The following is a 17,764-nucleotide window of genomic DNA, read 5'->3' on the forward strand; positions in this document are numbered from 1 at the left end:
TATATAACCTACACACGGGAAATCAACATTATGACTAAGCTTCGCCTTTCGAAATTAACTGGAGCGGTAATTTTAGCTCTAGGTGTTTCTACAAGCGCAATGGCTGCTGATACTTCATCTGCAATGCGTGGTAAAATCACAACGCCTTCAGGTGGCAGTGCTGCAAACGTTAAAATCAAAGTAGTTCACCAACCAACGGGAACTATTAGCGAGCTCACTACAAACGAAAGTGGTACGTTTATCGCTAATGGTTTACGTGTAGGTGGTCCTTACATGGTGATCATCGATTCTGATACGTTTAACGACACAACGGTTGAAAATATCTACTTAAACCTTGGTGAAACTTACCGTTTAAGCTCACAGCTAGCTCCGCTAAACATCGAAAAGATTGAAGTGTCTGGTTATAAGATTGTTCAACAATCAGGTGGCTCAAGCAGCTCTTTTGGATCTGATACCATTGAAAATATGCCAAGCTTTAATCGCGACATTAAAGATATTGCGCGCTTAAACCCACTTGCCAGTATTAATGGTAATGGCGAGCTAACGTTTGCAGGTAGTAACCCTCGTACCAACGGTTTAACCGTTGACGGTATTGGTCAAAATGATGACTTTGGCTTGAACTTTGGTGGCTACCCTACTTCTCAGCCTCCTGTAGCACTTGATGCTATTGAACAAGTCTCTGTTGATGTATCGCCATTTTCGGCTTCTAAAGGTAACTTTGGTGGCGGTACTATTAATGCAGTAACAAAATCTGGTACAAATGAGTTCAAGTTTTCTGGCTTTTACGAAATATCTACTCCTGAGATAGCTGGCGATGTTGATAATATTGTACAAGAAGACGATCTTGATGAGCTAGGTCATAAAACTTACTCTACAAATAAAGTAGAGCCGATTAAAACTGAAGAAAGATTTGGTTTTAACGTTGGTGGAGCGATTATTGCTGATGAACTGTTTTACTTTGTTAACTATGCAGAATGGTCAAGTGAATTAGATCTAGATTACGGCTTTGACGGCTCTGGTGCTTCAAATGAATTTAATACTTCTGAAGCTAACTATAATCGTTTTATCTCTATCTTAAATAATGAATACGGCTTAACTGATTCATTAGCCGGTGCGCCAGAAGATACAAACAAAAACTTGCTTGTTAAATTAAGCTGGAACGCAAGTGATGACCATCGTTTAGATTTCACTTATCAATGGCAAGACGACCAAGATGAGCGTAACTCTAGCACTGGCGGTGATAATATAGCATTAGTTTCAAGCACTTATGCATACGTAACTAAGTTTAATAACTTTTCATCTAAACTTTACTCTGATTGGTCTGAAAACTTTTCAACAGAAATTGGTGTGTCGTATAAAGATGTTACCTCTGATAGCGCAACTCGCTCTAACTTAGGAAGCATTACTGTTGAGGAAGACGGTAGAAATGGTCCTTCTTACAACTTTGGTACAGATCAATACCGCCATGCAAACCGTTCAGAAACACAAAATCTAACTTTTACGTTAGACGCTACGTATTTAATGGATGAGCATGAAATAAACTTTGGGGCTCAGTACGAGTCACTTCGTTTATATAACTTGTTTGCTCAAAACTCTCTTGGAACGTGGAAGTTTGATAGCTTAGAAAATTTTGAAAACCGTGAAATTGGTTCTTATGATTTCTCTTATCAAAATGCTTACACTAATGATTCAGCTGATACAGCATATGATGTAAGACGTAACCAGCTAGCGCTTTACATAGAAGATACTTTTTATGTAGGTGATGATTTAGAAGTTACAGCAGGTGTTCGTTATGAGCGCTTATCATCAGATGATAAACCAACTCTAAATGAAAACTTTGCTAATACGTATGGCTTTACTAATCAAGAAAATCTTGATGGTCTAGACATTATACTTCCTCGTGTTGGCTTTAAGTACTACGTAACAGAAGCGCTTACTATTAATGGTGGTATTGGTCGTTTCCAAGGCGGCATCCCAAATGTTTGGTATAACAATTCATTTCAAAGTGATGGCATTACTTTAGTATCAGCACAAAACGATGTAATTAATGACTACTATGCAAATAACACTGCCGATATTACTCAGGTGCCTGATGAAATAAAAAATACATTAAAGCAAGGTGCTGGTAGCGTTGCGTATATCGACCCTGACTTTAAATTGCCTTCAAGCATTCGTACTCAAATAGGTTTTGAATATGAGTTTGATTCTGAACTATTAGGTGATGGCTTTAAATGGCAAGCAGAAATTGCTTACCATAAAAAAGAGAATGAAGCAGTATGGCATAACTCGTCTATTAACCCAGTAGGCTTAGCAGCCGACGGCGAACGTGTTATCAATCAAAGTATTTACAGTGGCGATAATGTTGACATAGAAATGACGAATTCATCGGATGATGGTCGTTCAATTATTATTTCAACGGGTATTGCTAAACAATGGGACAATGGCCTGTTTGTATCGGCAAGCTATGCTCACCAAGATGTTACAGAATCATCAGCAGGTTCAGCCTCTCAGGCAGAAGGTAACTATAAGCACAATATTACAGTAAATCGTAATGAAGATATTGCAGCACGTGGCTTTTACGAAGTTGAGCACAGCTTTAAAATTAACTTAGCATATAACACTGAGTTTTTTGAAGGCTATGCAACCAAGTTCAATGTTTATTTTGAACGTCGCTCGGGTCGCCCATTTAGTTATACTATGAATATGTATAAAAAAGGTGATTTAGGCGATACAAGCTCTTTATTCTCTAATGGTGCCTACTTACCTTATATTCCTACAGGTGCTGATGATCCGAATGTAAATTGGGCTGATTCTAAAATGACTTGGGCTGAGTTAGAACCGTTATTAGAGCGTGCTGGTATATCTCAACGTGGTGGTATTTTAGGTAAAAACACAGCAACTCAGCCTTGGGTAACAACCATGGATGTAAGCATCAAGCAAGAAATACCTGGCTTTGCACAAGGTCACAGTGGTGAGGTTTACTTTATGATTGATAACTTCGCAAACCTTTTAAACAGTGACTGGGGTATAGAAAAGCGCTTAGGTTACTCTAACCAAACTATTTATGACTTTGGTGGTCTTGATGATCAAGGCAGATATAAAATAGACAACAGTTTTGGCGGTGCGGATGTGCGTAATTACTCGCAAATCAGTTCATCGTCATCAGCTTGGCAGGCTAAAGTTGGTATCAGCTACAAATTTTAAGCCTTAAAAACAATACAAATAACGTGTTAAGTTATTTGTAAATCACAATAAACCCATTGCAATTTGTAATGGGTTTTTTCATATTCCTCCCTATAATTTCACATGTTTGTCATAAAGCCCGCGTAATATACACCCCGATATAGAGTTATTGCTCAAAAAAACACTCAAATAGACAAAAATAGTACTATTTATTAAAAATATATTGCAGTTGTATTTTATTTGTAACGAATAAATGAGGTACACTAGTAACGGATTTTGAATAAATGAACTTCGACTGTTTATTTTTCAAAATTTAAAATAAAAATATAAAAATTTAATTATTAACTACACGGGAAAATTAAATGAAAACTCAATTACGCAAAACAGCTCTTTCACTTGCTATTGCAGCATGTGTTGGTGTAAGTGGCGCAGCAATGGCTAACGAAACGACCTCTGCAATTAAAGGTCAAGTAATGGGGCCTAATGGCAACCCAGCAGCCGGCACTAAAGTAACAATTTTACACGTGCCTTCTGGATCAGTAAAAACAACTGAAGTAAATGACGCTGGTTATTTCACAGCCAAAGGCCTACGTGTTGGCGGTCCTTATAAAGTAATTGTTGATTCTGATGTATATGCAGACCAAGAATTCAATAACATTATTCTTAATATTGGTAACGACTACCCAGTAAACGTTTCTCTTGAGTCACAATCAAGCATGGAACAAATTGTAGTTTCTGGCGCGCCAATTAGCTCTATGTCTGGTGGTACTGGTCCGGCGTCTACATTTACGCTAACTGATCTTGAAAATACGCCAGCTATTAACCGTGATTTAAAAGACATTATCCGTATTGACCCTCGTATCACAATTGATGATAGCCGTGGTTCAATTAACTGTGGTGGTGGTAACCCTCGCTACAACAGCTTAACGCTAGACGGCGTTCGTATGAACGATAACTTCGGCTTAAGCTCAAATGGTTACCCAACTATTCGCGCCCCTTTTTCTTTCGATTCAATTGAACAAGTTTCAGCTGAACTTGCACCGTTTGATGTTCAATACGGTGGTTTTACATCGTGTAACATCAACGCAGTAACCAAATCTGGTGGCAATGATGTTCATGGCGCTGTTTTCTATGATTACACTAGCGACTCTTTCAAGGGTGATAAAATTGAAGGTGATGACGTTGATAACGGTAACTATACTGAAAAACGTTACGGCTTCAACGTAGGTCTTCCACTAATTGAAGATAAACTATTTTTATTCACTTCATATGAAAAACTTGAAGGCGTTCAACAGTTTAACTACGATGGTTTAAGCAGCGGTAGTGTAACTGCTGATGATATTTCTCGAATTCAGAGCATTTCTCAATCTGTTTACGGTTATGATGCCGGTGGTATGCCTTCAAGTATGCCTGTTGAAGATGAAAAAATCTTAGTTAAGCTAGATTGGAACATCAACGAAGATCACCGCGCAAACTTAATCTATAACTACAACGATGGTAATACTGTTTCACAGTCTGATACTGGTTCTAGCCGTGTATCACTATCTAACCACTTTTATGACCAAAGTGCAGAATTCACTTCAATTATTGCATCTGTTTACTCTGATTGGTCAGATGACTTTTCTACTGAAGTTCGCATTGGTAAATCTGAGCTTGATGCAACAGTACAATCACTAGATGCAGCAAGCAGCTTTGGTGAAATGCAAATTCGTACCGACGATGGTGGTACAGTTTATATTGGTCCAGATGACTCACGCCAATCAAATGACTTAGATTACGATACAACTACATTTAAAGTTGCAGGTACTTACTACCTTGATCAACATACAATTACTGCTGGTTATGAGTTCGAAGAGTTAGATGTATTTAACTTATTCGTTCAGCATACTGAAGGTGAATATCGTTTTGACTCAATAAATAATTTTGAGGCAGGTCTTGCCGACCGTATCTACTACAATAATGCGGCAGGTACGAATGATCCAATTGATGCTGCTGCGAGCTTTTCATACGCTCAACATACATTTTACGTGCAAGACGAGTACTCGTTCACTGATTTAGATGCAAACATCACGTTTGGTCTACGTTATGATAAATACACCAGTGATGATGCACCTAACTTAAATCAAAACTTTACTGATCGCTATGGCTACAGCAACCAAAGTACATTTGATGGTATTGATTTAATTCAACCTCGTGTAGGCTTCCAATGGTACGCTACAGACGCACTTGAAGTACGTGCAGGCGTTGGCTTGTTCTCAGGCGGTAATCCTAACGTTTGGTTATCAAATTCATATTCGAATGATGGTATAACAAACATTGGTACATTACTTCGCGATGACGATAATAAAATTGATTTATTCAATACAGCTAATGTAAATGCTGGTAAACCAGGTTTTGAAGTTCCTCAGCAATTATTTGATGAGGTTGGTAATACTGTAATCGGCTCAGGTGATTCAGCAACAAACGCTGTTGACCCAGACTTCGAAATTCCTTCAGAATGGAAGTATTCACTTGGTGCAACATACACAACTGAAAACGAGTATGTTATTTCACTTGATTACTTATACTCTAAGAAAAGAGACGCTGCATTAACGCGTGACATCGCTCTTCAAGATAGCGGCGAAAATACTTTTGACGGTCGCCCTATCTACGAGTCAATTGAAGGTCGCAAGGAGGAATACCTTCTTACAAATGTAACTGGTGATAGCGGTGATTCATCGGTTATTTCATTAGCAGTTAGCAAAATGTTTGATAATGGTGTGAGCGTAAACTTTGGTTATGCATACACAGATTCTGATGATGTTAACCCAATGACTAGCTCTACAGCAGGTTCTAACTACGGTAATATTGCGCTAACAGATCCAGGTAACCCAGGTGTTGCTTCATCTGATTACGAAATCCCACATCGTTTTACTATGACTCTTGGTTATAGTCATGAGTTTGTTGATGGATTTGCTACTCGCTTTAACCTATTCGGTGAAGCATATAAAGGCTTACCTTACAGCTACACATTTGATGGCAGTGATAGCAAATTCGGTGACTCAAACTGGAATGGCAACCGCCAGCTATTGTATGTTCCACTAGAAAACGATCCTAACGTTGTTTACGACATGAGTGCTGCTGATATCAATGAATTCAATGAATTTATTGCATCAAATGGTTTAAAACGTGGTCAAACGACTAGCCGTAACGCAGAGAACTCTGATTGGTTTGTTAAGTTTAACTTTAAAGTGACACAAGAGCTTCCAGGTTTTATGGAAGGTCACAAAGGTGAAGCATTCTTCGTAATTGATAACCTTACAAATCTGTTAAACGATGATTGGGGCGTACTTAAGAAAGGTCCTTTCGTAGGCGCTAGCATGATTTCAACATCAATTGATGAAGAAGGCCGCTACGTATACTCAGACTTTAACAAAAACAACGCAAATACATCAGTACAATCTGATGCGTCTTTATGGCAAATGCGTGTAGGTGTTCGTTACACTTTCTAATTTAGAATTGTAAACAAATACATTTTTTAAAAGCCCACTTTGTGGGCTTTTTTATGCTTTTAATTTATTATTTAACTTTTCAAAAATACTCACTAATACTCCGTATTCTTCGTTGGTTAAAGTGCTCAGTAATTGTTTTTCCCAATTCAGTGCATCGGGCGCTATATTTTCATATAAGCTTTGCCCTGCTTTGCTCAGTACAAGTAAGGCCGCGCGTTTGTCTTGTGCATTTAACTCACTTTTCACTAAACCTTTATCTATTAAAACTTTTACCGCACGCGACACTGTCGACTTATCCATGTTTGCTTGCGTGCATAAATCCTTTGCGTTGCTCTGGCCATACTGCGCTAAATTAGCAAGTATTCGCCACTGGGGAATATTTAAACCGTACTTAGTTTGATAAACCTCGGCAAAGTCGTTACTTACACGTGTTGCAATATTGGTTAATTGATAAGGTAAAAACGTTGCTAAATCAATTTTCATTTTTGGTTATCCCAGCTTTATAAGGTTTACTTTGGTGTTCATTAATATTTACGCATGTGCGTAGTTGCACATTTGATATTAGTCTCACTTGAGAGTATCTTAACTGAAATAAAAATAATATTAAACCAACCCCCCTCTCACAGGAGTCAGTAATGGCGACACAATTAAGTTATATGACAGGTTTTGGTAATGAATTTGAAACACAAGCGCTACCCGGTGCACTGCCAATAGGACAATTTAGCCCACAAAAGGTTAAATACAATTTATACACCGAGCAATTTAGTTCGACTGCATTTACGGCTCCTCGCGCTTCAAATCGTCGCACTTGGTTTTACCGCCTTCGTCCGTCTGTAGTGCAAGGTGATTACCAAGCAATTGATAACGGCCTAATAAGAACAGCCCCAATCACTGAAGCCATAACACCACCAACAATGCTACGTTGGAATCCTATTGATATGCCTTCACAGCCTACTGATTTTATTGATGGCTTGGTAACAATGGCCGCTAATGGCAGTGCCAATGAGCAATCTGGTATTGGCATTCATGTATATGTCGCTAATCAGTCAATGCAAGGGCGTTACTTTTATAATGCCGATGGCGAAATGTTGTTTGTCCCTCAGCAAGGTGAGTTATTAATTCACACCGAGTGCGGTAAGTTAAGCATTAAGCCAGGTGAAATTGCTGTAATTCCCAGAGGAATTAAGTTCTCTGTTGATTTAATTGACGATACAGCCCGTGGTTATATTTGTGAAAATTATGGTCATGCGTTAGAGCTTGCAGAGCGAGGGCCTGTTGGTGCAAACGGTTATGCCAACGACAGAGACTTTCAATACCCCGTTGCTGCCTTTGAAGATAAAGAAGGTGACTTTGAGCTTGTTTCTAAATTTAACGGTAATTTATTTAGCTGTGAAATTAAGCACTCTCCTTTTGATGTGGTTGCATGGACGGGTAACAGCTCCCCCTATAAATACGACTTATCGCGTTTTAATGTAATGAATACAGTGAGCTTTGATCACCCCGACCCATCTATATTCACTGTGCTAACCTCTCCTTCTGCTACTGAGGGTATGGCAAATGTCGATTTTGTGATATTTCCACCACGTTGGATGGTAGCCGAAAATACATTTCGCCCGCCTTATTATCACCGCAATATTATGAGTGAATTTATGGGCTTGATTGAAGGTGTGTATGATGCAAAAGAGCATGGTTTTGTACCTGGTGGCGCAAGTTTACACAATTGTATGTCGCCACATGGACCTGAAGCCGACGTATTTGAAAAAGCCTCAAACGCTGAGCTTACACCACAAAAATACGAAAACACATTGGCCTTTATGTTTGAGTCGCGCTATATAATTTCACCGACAAAATATGCATTAGAAGGTAAAGAGCGCCAACTAAACTACACCGATTGCTGGCGTACTATTAAAAAACAATTTACAGGTTCACAGGATTAATTATGAAATTATACAGCTACTTTCGCTCATCAGCGGCTTATAGAGTGCGTATAGCGCTTAACTTAAAAGCAATCGATCATGAACTTGCTATTGTTAACCTTTTAAAATCGGAGCAGCTTGGGGAAGAATACTTAGCGACTAATCCGCAAGGGTTACTACCTGCACTTGAAACCGATAATGGTGTTTTAGCACAATCGCTTGCAATACTGGAATGGCTAGATGAAACTTATCCGCAATCGCCATTAATTACAGGGACTACGTGGCAAAAGGCGCAAATAAGAAACTTAAGCTTTGCCATTGCTTGCGATATTCATCCTGTTAATAATTTACGCGTGCTGAAGTATTTATCAAACGAATTAGGTGTTGATGACGAGGCTAAAAATAAATGGTATCGACATTGGATAGAAGTTGGTTTCGAAAAAATAGAACTGATGCTAAACGAAAATGATGGCTACTGCTTTGGTGACCAACCAACACTTGCTGACATTTGTTTAGTGCCGCAAGTATTTAATGCAATTCGTTTTAACGTAGATATGAGCGCTTATCCAAAAATTGCAGCCATTTACGAACACTGTAATAAATTAGCTGCATTTAATGACGCTGCACCGCAAAATCAACCCGATGCAAATTAAGCCAATTTAGATTAACTTTGTAGCGCGCTATGAATAACCGTAACGTGCTCAATTAAATCTAAGCCCAGATCAGTTAAATATCCGCCATCTGGGCTATCTATAATCCCTTTTTCAAATAAACGTTGCGCTGCGCTAAGTAAGCTTGGCTCTGCGTCTGAATGTAATTTAATACCTTGCATTTTACTGTCGCGAGGGAATTTTGCTAATAGTGTGAATTCTTCGATCATTGTTTGATTAAATTGCATTGTGTGCACCTTTTTATTGTTCTGTGAATAACTAAGTTTATAATTAAATCACTTTGTGTACTTTACACTAGCACGTTTTTTAGCTTAATGTATTATTTTTACCCCCTATTTAGAGGCCTCTAATGCGTAACTTTTTAATTCTATGTTTTTGTTTTAGCAGCTTATCGTATTCAATACTTAGTGAAGCAACAACGCTTAAAACCCATTCAATTATTGATGCAAACCAGTTTGTAAATGAAGAATCAAACTGTTGGTATGACAACAAACGCTATAGCGAAGGGGCGTTAATACAAATTCACTCATTTACACTTTTATGCGGTGCTAAAACACCCCAGCACAGTAACAGCCAACTCATTTGGCTTAAAATAGATAAACAAGGTAATGCTATTTACCCAACAGCTCCTAAAACAATCACTGTGAATTAGCGCTAAAAGCTGATTTGAGCTACAATGCACGCAGTTTAAATAAGTAGTATGGCTATGGATAATCAACCTAAAAACCCTTTACATGGGGTAACGTTAGAACAAATACTTGTTGAGTTAGAACAGCGACTTGGCTGGAGAACACTTGGCGAGCAAGTAAAAATAAAATGCTTTATTGATCAACCGAGCATTAAATCGAGTTTAAAGTTTTTGCGTAAAACGCCTTGGGCTCGCGATAAAGTGGAAGCACTTTATATTCACACTATAAATAACAAACCTATTCGTAGACCAAAAAGTGCACCAAGAGAAACATCTTCTCAAGCACCAGATACAACAGGGTTTGTTTGGCCATCAATTAAAAAATGATGTAAAAAAGGAGCTGATTTAGCTCCTTTTTTGATTGTAGCAAGCGCGATTTATTGCTCTTTACAAATCACATTTAATGAGGCTGGTTCAATAGTAATAACCAGTTTTTGAGCTGTTTTAACCTCACCGTCAAGTACGTACTTAAGCTCTCCTTCGCCTGTAACCTCGACCCTTTTAGCATTTGTATGGTGCGAATTTATTGCTAAATGTGTTTGCGTTAAACTACTAAACATCAATTCTGCAATACTTAGTACTGTAGTTGAATCTTCATTATTTGGTGTTAACCAATTTACATCGAGTAGTCCGTCACTATGATCAGGTTGCCCGCCACCTTGCGCCAATAACGTTGTAAAAGGCGCAGCATTAGCCACAATAAAGCTATTGGTGCAAATTTCTTGAGGTTCATTGTCATCAAGCTTTACGTTAAGTAACAATGATTTTTGCTCGTTAAAGGCTTGAAAAAATCCGTTCAAATAAGCAAGTTGCCCTGATTTATTTTTGGATTTTCTATCTGCTTTTTCAATCATTGACTGCTCAAAGCCAATACCCGCAAGCAACAATACCAATTCATTATTGCAATAAGCAGTATCTATTAGGCTTGTTTGACCATCTATAATTAAATCACAAGCTTGTTCTACAGGAATAAATTTAGAGCTAATACCCATTAATACATGGGCTAGTGCATTCGCTGTACCCATTGGGATGATACCTAGTTTACATTGTGTATTTACAAGTACGCTTGCAACTTCGGCCACGGTACCATCGCCACCACACGCTATTATAATATCTGGATTTTGCGCAATTGCCTGTTTAGCAAGCTCAATACCATTAACCTCTTTTGAAGTAGTAAGCACTTTCAAATCGTAATAAGCCGATAGCCGCGCAACAATTAAATGCTCTTTTTCTTGCCATAATCGTGTACCAGATACAGGGTTTGCAATTAAAACGGCTTTGTTTTTAATCAGCAGTTCGCCTTTTTTATGGCGTTTAGCAAGATGACGAAGCTGATGCTTATTTAAGTTTGCGGTTTCGCGGGTTTCTTTTATTTGTGCAAGCACTTCATGTACATCTGCATTTTTATTTTGACTCAATAAATAAGCCGCCATAACAAAAACTGAACGCCCACGCCCTAAAGCGCAATGTACAACAACGCGATGATTTTCTTTAATATGGTGATGTATCCAATTAATAGCCTGATTTAACTGCGAATGGGTAGGAATACTATGATCGAGTACCGGAATATTTAAGTAATCAATACTTTCTTGCGTAGAGCTCCATTCGAGGCCGTCAAATTCACACGTTACATCTAAAATAGCCGTGATCCCGTTACTTTTTAATGTATCTATATCTGAGGGGAATAATCGGCAAGCTAAAAATAGATTTTCGTTTATTTGTTGAATGGGCGGTACTTTATCGCGCTTACGTGACCAAGCATTATAGATTTGTACACCAAGCAGAAATGGCACAAACGCCCAGCGTATATAAAAAGGGATCACCCCATTTTCACGTTTTCTAAATATTTTTGCAGTATTAAAAATATATGCGGTACTCACTAATAAAAGTGACAGTGCAGTCCAATAAAAAATAATAGCAAAATAAACAGAGTCCACTTCCCAACCAATAAAAATAAGCAGTAGTGCTAAAAGTGAATAACCAATTGCAGCCCACATAATTTCTCCTTGTTATAAATAATCCCGTTTTTTAATCTTAATTTAAACGGCTGTATAAATTCTTTTGCAAGTATCACGCCATATAAAAAACACTTAAAACTCAAAAATATATCTTAACCAACTGATATTTAAAATAATAAAATACACTCCCTCAAGTATCCTCATTCTTTGTGCACTTTTTACAGACATGTGAATAAATTATACCTACATGTTTAGTTTCAATATCTTAACGGTTGTCGCTTGTATTAACGTATAACTCAGCCAGTATAAATAACTTGAACTCTGGAAAATAAATATGGTTCAATACGTTAGTAATTCTCTTAACCAAAGTTCAAGTTGAATAGCAATTTTTGCCTCCAAATCACCATTTCAACCGTTTACTCAATGATAATAAGAAAACACAGGACCACTGTGGATAACGGTAACCAACGCCCTCTTTTTAGCGCAAAAGAGCAAGGAGATACTAATGGACAAATTTGTGGGCTAAAATAAAAAAGCTAGCCAAGGTATTGGCTAGCTTACTTTTAGTTATCTATTTTTAACGTTACTGGGCTTTATCAAATGGCATCAGTAATGTTTTCATCGCAGGGCGAAGCGCTATTAGTACCGTTTCTTCGGTTAGTTCAGGGTAAAGTAACTTTCTGAGTAATAACCCTGCCATCATCGAAAAAATAACATTAATTCGGCTTTCAAGTTCAAGCTCATCAATGTCTTTGAGCGCACTTCGCTCGCTTGTTAAAAGCTGCCTCATGCGCCCTCTTGCTTGAATATCAGTTTCGCGCAAAAGAGTAGCGACTTTCATATTACGACCTGCTTCTGCCATCATGTCTAAATCAATAACACACGAGCCCGTATCCATGTGTCGTTGCACACCAATATTTAAGCCATCTAAAAGAGCTGCTAAAACATCACCGGGGTGATCTTCAAACTTTTGAAAGATAGAGAACATTTCTTCCATATCTTTTTCAATAATGCTTTCTATAATGGCTTCTTTGCTTTCAAAGTAATTATAAATATGGCCTGCACTCATCCCTGCCGTTTTAGATATTTCTGCCATACCTGCACCGTGGTAACCTTTTCGGCGAAAACACTCTGCAGCAGCCGCTAATATTTGCTCACGCCTAGCCAGTGCTATCGCGGGATCAGTTTGCCTTTTGGTTTTAGGCTTCATGTTCAACTCCACTACCAAGTTATAAGCTCAGTAAAGCAAGAGCTATAAATAGTCTCGCCATATAACTTGTAATGCGGCTTTAAAAAGCCGCATATATTATTTCTCTTCCTGAGTTATTTCACTGGTTACGTTCCATCCGCCACCAAGCGCTTTGTACAAGTTAATTTGACTCGCAAGATAAGCTTGCTGACCCGCAATTAACTGCTGTTGTGCGCCGTACCATGTACGCTGAGCATCAAGTACTTGCAAGTAGCTATCTGCACCTTTTTCGTAACGCATTTTTGATAAATCAAACGTGATTTGTCGGCTACTTATAAGCATATCAAGTGCACTTAATTGCTCTTGGTAGCCCTCTCTATCGGCAAGTGCATCAGCAACTTCGCGAAACGCATTTTGAATTTTCTGCTGATACGTTGCTACCGCAATTTCTTGATCTGCTTTTGCTACATCAAGATTTGCTTGGTTACGTCCCATATTAAAAATAGGTAAGCTAATTGACGGCACAAAACTCCATGTACCCGAGCCTGAATCAAACAAGCCACTTAAATCACTTGAAGCAGAGCCGGCATTGGCTGTTAAGCTAATGCTTGGATAAAAAGCTGCACGTGCAATACCAATATTGGCATTTGCAGCAAGCATTAAATGCTCAGCGGCTTTAATATCAGGGCGCTGCGATAACAAGTCAGACGGTAAACCAACGGGTACTTCTGGCATGCTAATCAAGTTAGTCAAGTCTTTATTTGGCAGTAAATCAGCTGAAACAGATTTACCAACTAATAAATCTAGGGCACTTTTATCACGCTTTAACAAACGCTTGTACGTTGCTATGTCTACTTTTGCTGTAGCAACTGTACTTCTAAGCTGCTCAAGGGTAATTGAAGAAGCTGCACCTAAATCAAAGCTTTTTTGCGTAAGCGATAATGACTCTTGCTGAGAGGTGAGCGTTTCTTTTGCAAGCTCTAGCAGTTGTAAATCCGTCGCGTAATTGAGCCATGCATTTGCCAACTCTGAAATTAACGACACTTGCGTGCTGTATTGGCTAAGCTCTGTAGAGTATAAATTTTGCAGGGCTTGCGCTGATTGGTTACGCACTTTGCCCCAAATATCTAACTCGTAGGAGGTAATACCCACTGTTGCACTGTACTGCGAGCTAATAGTAGCATCGCCAGTCCCCGCTAAATCAGCAGGTAAGCGCTGACGCGTACCTGATGCGTTTAAATCAAGAGACGGATACAAAGCAGAGTCTTCAATTTGATACAAACCACGCACACGCTGCACATTAAGCACTGCAATTTGCATGTCTTTATTATGCTCAAGGCTTTGGCTAATTAACGTTTGTAGTTTTTCATCATTAAAAAACTGCTGCCAATTTAATTGCTGCGCAGCGCTTTGCGCAGTATCTGATGCATAAGCATCAGATACTGGTAGCACAAGGTCTTTTTGCTCTGGCGCTAATTGACAACCGCTTAGCACCAATAAAGCAATTGCACTTAGGCTGAATGTTTTAATGCTCATTCTGCGCTCTCCTTTGTTGTTTCGTTAGTTTTACCAGGAAATATACGGCGAACTAACACAAAGAATAACGGTACAAATACAACAACTAATATTGATGATGCGAGTGTGCCGCCAATAATCGAAATACCTAACGCATTTTGCGCACCAGAACCAGCACTTGAGGCTATTGCTAGTGGTAAAACACCACAAATAAAGGCCATCGAAGTCATGAGTATTGGGCGCAAACGTAAGCGTACAGCTGCAATAGCAGCATCAACTAAACCAAGCCCTTCTTCCATTTTATGAATCGCAAACTCAACAATAAGTATCGCATTTTTAGATGCCAAACCAATGGTGGTCAACAAGCCTACCTGCAAGTAAATATCGTTAGATAAACCACCAGCGAGTGCCGCCATAATCGCACCAAATATACCCAGTGGTACAATCATCATTACCGCAAATGGTACCGACCAACTTTCATAAAGCGCGGCTAAACATAAAAATACAAACAACAGCGATAAGCCATATAATAAGGGTGCTTGACCACTACTTGAGCGCTCTTGGAATGAAATACCGGTCCACTCAGACGAAATACCATTAGGCAGCTGTTTAACTAACCGCTCCATTTCATCCATTGCTTGTCCCGTGCTGTAACCAGGCGCTGCACTACCTTGAATTTCCATTGCTGAAAAACCATTGTAACGCTCTAAGCGTGGTGAACCGTATGTCCAAAACGAGCTAGCAAAAGCTGAAAACGGCACCATGTCGCCATTATCATTGCGCACATACCACTTGTTTAGATCCTCAGGCACCATACGCGATTGCGCATCACCTTGTAGGTATACTTTCTTCACGCGACCACGGTCTATAAAGTCATTTACATAACTACTACCCCAAGCAGTGGCAAGCGTGCTGTTTATATCGCCTTGTGAAACACCAAGTGCTTCAGCTTTAGCTAAATCTACATCAAGTTGAAGTTCTGGCATGTCTTCTTGTCCATTTGGACGTACGCCCGCTAAAATTGGGCTTTGGCTCGCCATACCTAATAATTGGTTTCTTGCCGCTAATAAATCATCATGTCCAAGGCCAACACGGTCTTGTAAAAAGAGAGTAAAGCCATTGGCCGTACCCAGCTCAACAATTGCCGGTGGTGGAAATGCAAAAACAAAGGCTTCTTTTATTGTTGAAAAGTAGCCCATTGCTTTACCTGCAACCGCTTTAACAGATAAATCATCTCGCTGACGCTCATCCCAATGCTTAAAGTTAACAAACGCAATCGCTGAGTTTTGGCCAGAACCTGCAAAACTAAAACCAGTCACGGTAAAAATACCGTTTACTGCTTCGGATTGATCATTTAAGAAATGGTTTTCTACTTTTTTAACAACCTCAAGTGTTTCTTGTGTTGTAGAGCCTGCCGGTAATGACACTTGGTTAAACAAAATACCTTGGTCTTCGTCAGGCAAAAATGCCGTTGGTAAGCTTGAGAATACATAAACCATGCCGCCCACAATCACGCCATAAATAAGCAGATAGCGCTTAGAGTGCGTAAGCATACGGCCCACAAAACTTTGTGCACCTGAGTTTGTTTTATCAAAACCACGGTTAAAGCCTGTAAAAAATCGGCCAAATAACGTGTTATTGTTATGTACATGGCTTGGTTTTAAAAGCGTTGCACACAATGCAGGTGTTAAAATTAGGGCCACTAAAACCGATAACCCCATCGCAGATACCAGTGTTATAGAAAATTGACGATAAATAATCCCAGTAGAGCCGCTAAAGAACGCCATTGGTATAAATACCGCAGAAAGTACCATGGCAATACCGACCAACGCGCCTTTAATTTCATCCATAGATTTACGCGTTGCTTCAAGTGCCGATAGCTTCTCTTCGGTCATTAAGCGCTCAACGTTTTCGACTACAACAATCGCATCATCCACAAGTAAGCCTATGGCAAGTACCATCGCGAACATGGTTAACGTATTGATTGAATAACCAAATACGTACAAAATACCAAACGTACCAAGCAATACCACAGGTACGGCAATGGTCGGAATAAGCGTTGCACGGAAGTTTTGTAAAAACAAATACATGACGACAAACACTAAAATAACCGCTTCAATAAGCGTATGAACTACTTTTTCAATTGATAAAGATACAAATGGTGTGGTGTCATAGGGTACAACTACGTCTAACCCTTCAGGAAAATAAGGTTTTAACTCTTCAATGGCGGCTTTAACGCCTGCCGCTGCATCAAGTGCATTCGCGCCACTGGCCAATTTAATACCTAAACCCGAAGCAGGTTGTCCATCGTAGCGTGCTACAACACGGTAGCTTTCGCCACCCAACTCTACGCGTGCAACATCCTCAAGGCGTACAAAAGAGCCATCAGGATTTGTTTTTACTAAAATATTCTCAAACTGCTCGGCCGTTTGTAAACGACTTTGCGCTGTCACCGTTGCATTAAGTTGCTGACCATCAACGGCAGGCATACCGCCAAGTTGACCAGCAGATACTTGTGCATTTTGCGCGCTAATTGAGGCGCTAATATCCGCTGGCGTTAGTTTGTAATTTTGCAGTTTTGAAGGGTCTAACCAAATTCGCATAGCGTATTGTGAGCCAAATAATTGCACTTCACCTATACCTTCAACACGTGAAATAATATCTTGCACGTTTGATGATACATAATCACCAATATCGATGTTGGTCATACTGCCATCTTTAGACACAAAACCTAATACCATCAAGAAGTTACGAGCAGACTTTGCAACAACGACACCTTGCCTTTGTACTTCTTCAGGTAAAAGTGGTGTTGCAGTCGCTAATTTATTTTGCACTTGAACTTGTGCAATATCAGGGTCTGTTTCGGCACTAAATGAAAGAGTAAGCGTTGCTGAACCGCTCGATTCAGACGTTGATGACATATAAAGTAAGCCATCAAGCCCCTTCATTTTTTGCTCTATAACTTGCGTAACCGTATCTTCAAGCGTGCGTGCAGATGCACCAGGGTACGTTGCCGTAATACTAATTGCTGGCGGTGCAATTGACGGATACTGTGCAATTGGCAAGCTTTGTATAGCCAAAATACCTGCTAGCATAACTACTATTGCCAGTACCCATGCAAAAATGGGCCTGTCGATAAAAAATCGTGACATT

12 protein-coding genes are annotated in these 17,764 nt (G+C 39.3%); 6 read left to right on the plus strand and 6 right to left on the minus strand.

Annotated elements, in window-relative coordinates; all coding sequences use genetic code 11:
* Window positions 1-30: 30 nt before the first annotated feature.
* Both P20495_RS16420 and P20495_RS16415 read left to right on the plus strand, forming a co-directional pair.
* Complete coding sequence (locus tag P20495_RS16420; protein WP_008134355.1) at window positions 31-3,204, plus strand: TonB-dependent receptor; 3,174 nt, start codon at window positions 31-33, stop codon at window positions 3,202-3,204.
* A 341-nt stretch (window positions 3,205-3,545) separates the two neighbouring features.
* On the plus strand, window positions 3,546-6,674 hold the full coding sequence (locus P20495_RS16415; protein ID WP_008134356.1) for a TonB-dependent receptor: 3,129 nt from the start codon (window positions 3,546-3,548) through the stop codon (window positions 6,672-6,674).
* Between the two features lie 51 nt (window positions 6,675-6,725).
* Here the strand turns inward: P20495_RS16415 and P20495_RS16410 are convergent, their stop codons facing one another.
* On the minus strand, window positions 6,726-7,157 hold the full coding sequence (locus P20495_RS16410; protein ID WP_008134357.1) for a MarR family winged helix-turn-helix transcriptional regulator: 432 nt from the start codon (window positions 7,155-7,157) through the stop codon (window positions 6,726-6,728).
* Window positions 7,158-7,309: 152 nt separating this feature from the next.
* Between P20495_RS16410 and hmgA the strand changes: the two genes are divergently transcribed.
* Window positions 7,310-8,611 (plus strand): homogentisate 1,2-dioxygenase, encoded by a 1,302-nt coding sequence (gene hmgA / locus P20495_RS16405; RefSeq protein WP_008134358.1) that lies wholly within the window; start codon window positions 7,310-7,312, stop codon window positions 8,609-8,611.
* Window positions 8,612-8,613: 2 nt separating this feature from the next.
* Complete coding sequence (gene maiA / locus P20495_RS16400) at window positions 8,614-9,243, plus strand: maleylacetoacetate isomerase (protein ID WP_008134359.1); 630 nt, start codon at window positions 8,614-8,616, stop codon at window positions 9,241-9,243.
* 11 nt (window positions 9,244-9,254) lie between these two features.
* On the opposite strand, the gene P20495_RS16395 is transcribed toward maiA, so the two are convergent.
* A complete protein-coding gene (locus P20495_RS16395) occupies window positions 9,255-9,488 on the minus strand; it encodes a TIGR02647 family protein (RefSeq protein WP_007375551.1) in 234 nt (77 codons plus the stop codon).
* Between the two features lie 122 nt (window positions 9,489-9,610).
* Here P20495_RS16395 and P20495_RS16390 point away from each other — a divergent pair, with 122 nt between their 5' ends.
* Together P20495_RS16390 and P20495_RS16385 are read left to right on the plus strand one after the other, a co-directional pair.
* Window positions 9,611-9,913: a DUF1496 domain-containing protein gene (locus tag P20495_RS16390; RefSeq protein ID WP_008134362.1), complete on the plus strand. Its 303-nt coding sequence runs from the start codon at window positions 9,611-9,613 to the stop codon at window positions 9,911-9,913.
* A 54-nt stretch (window positions 9,914-9,967) separates the two neighbouring features.
* The gene (locus P20495_RS16385; protein WP_033015124.1) at window positions 9,968-10,276 is read left to right on the plus strand and encodes a VF530 family DNA-binding protein; all 309 of its coding nucleotides are present in this window, start codon (window positions 9,968-9,970) and stop codon (window positions 10,274-10,276) included.
* A gap of 50 nt (window positions 10,277-10,326) precedes the next feature.
* On the opposite strand, the gene P20495_RS16380 is transcribed toward P20495_RS16385, so the two are convergent.
* From P20495_RS16380 to P20495_RS16365, 4 genes are all read right to left on the minus strand, one after another.
* A complete protein-coding gene (locus P20495_RS16380; protein WP_008134365.1) occupies window positions 10,327-11,946 on the minus strand; it encodes a diacylglycerol kinase family protein in 1,620 nt (539 codons plus the stop codon).
* 544 nt (window positions 11,947-12,490) lie between these two features.
* Complete coding sequence (locus P20495_RS16375; RefSeq protein WP_007375555.1) at window positions 12,491-13,117, minus strand: TetR/AcrR family transcriptional regulator; 627 nt, start codon at window positions 13,115-13,117, stop codon at window positions 12,491-12,493.
* A gap of 96 nt (window positions 13,118-13,213) precedes the next feature.
* Window positions 13,214-14,632, minus strand: a complete 1,419-nt coding sequence (locus tag P20495_RS16370; protein WP_007375556.1) for an efflux transporter outer membrane subunit — start codon at window positions 14,630-14,632, stop codon at window positions 13,214-13,216.
* Window positions 14,629-17,763: an efflux RND transporter permease subunit gene (locus P20495_RS16365; RefSeq protein WP_008134366.1), complete on the minus strand. Its 3,135-nt coding sequence runs from the start codon at window positions 17,761-17,763 to the stop codon at window positions 14,629-14,631. The genes P20495_RS16370 and P20495_RS16365 overlap by 4 nt, the downstream gene beginning before the upstream one ends.
* Window position 17,764: the final 1 nt, after the last annotated feature.

Source organism: Pseudoalteromonas sp. BSi20495, from assembly GCF_000241185.1.
Taxonomy (GTDB): Bacteria; Pseudomonadota; Gammaproteobacteria; order Enterobacterales; family Alteromonadaceae; genus Pseudoalteromonas; species Pseudoalteromonas fuliginea.

What these genes read in the sequence shown, in the direction of transcription:
- maiA (WP_008134359.1), top strand. Translation starts at nt 8,614, where the DNA reads ATGAAATTATACAGCTACTTTCGCTCATCAGCGGCTTATAGAGTGCGT.
- P20495_RS16375 (WP_007375555.1), bottom strand. Translation starts at nt 13,117, where the DNA reads ATGAAGCCTAAAACCAAAAGGCAAACTGATCCCGCGATAGCACTGGCT.
- P20495_RS16415 (WP_008134356.1), top strand. Translation starts at nt 3,546, where the DNA reads ATGAAAACTCAATTACGCAAAACAGCTCTTTCACTTGCTATTGCAGCA.
- hmgA (WP_008134358.1), top strand. Translation starts at nt 7,310, where the DNA reads ATGGCGACACAATTAAGTTATATGACAGGTTTTGGTAATGAATTTGAA.
- P20495_RS16410 (WP_008134357.1), bottom strand. Translation starts at nt 7,157, where the DNA reads ATGAAAATTGATTTAGCAACGTTTTTACCTTATCAATTAACCAATATT.
- P20495_RS16380 (WP_008134365.1), bottom strand. Translation starts at nt 11,946, where the DNA reads ATGTGGGCTGCAATTGGTTATTCACTTTTAGCACTACTGCTTATTTTT.
- P20495_RS16420 (WP_008134355.1), top strand. Translation starts at nt 31, where the DNA reads ATGACTAAGCTTCGCCTTTCGAAATTAACTGGAGCGGTAATTTTAGCT.
- P20495_RS16365 (WP_008134366.1), bottom strand. Translation starts at nt 17,763, where the DNA reads ATGTCACGATTTTTTATCGACAGGCCCATTTTTGCATGGGTACTGGCA.
- P20495_RS16390 (WP_008134362.1), top strand. Translation starts at nt 9,611, where the DNA reads ATGCGTAACTTTTTAATTCTATGTTTTTGTTTTAGCAGCTTATCGTAT.
- P20495_RS16370 (WP_007375556.1), bottom strand. Translation starts at nt 14,632, where the DNA reads ATGAGCATTAAAACATTCAGCCTAAGTGCAATTGCTTTATTGGTGCTA.
- P20495_RS16395 (WP_007375551.1), bottom strand. Translation starts at nt 9,488, where the DNA reads ATGCAATTTAATCAAACAATGATCGAAGAATTCACACTATTAGCAAAA.
- P20495_RS16385 (WP_033015124.1), top strand. Translation starts at nt 9,968, where the DNA reads ATGGATAATCAACCTAAAAACCCTTTACATGGGGTAACGTTAGAACAA.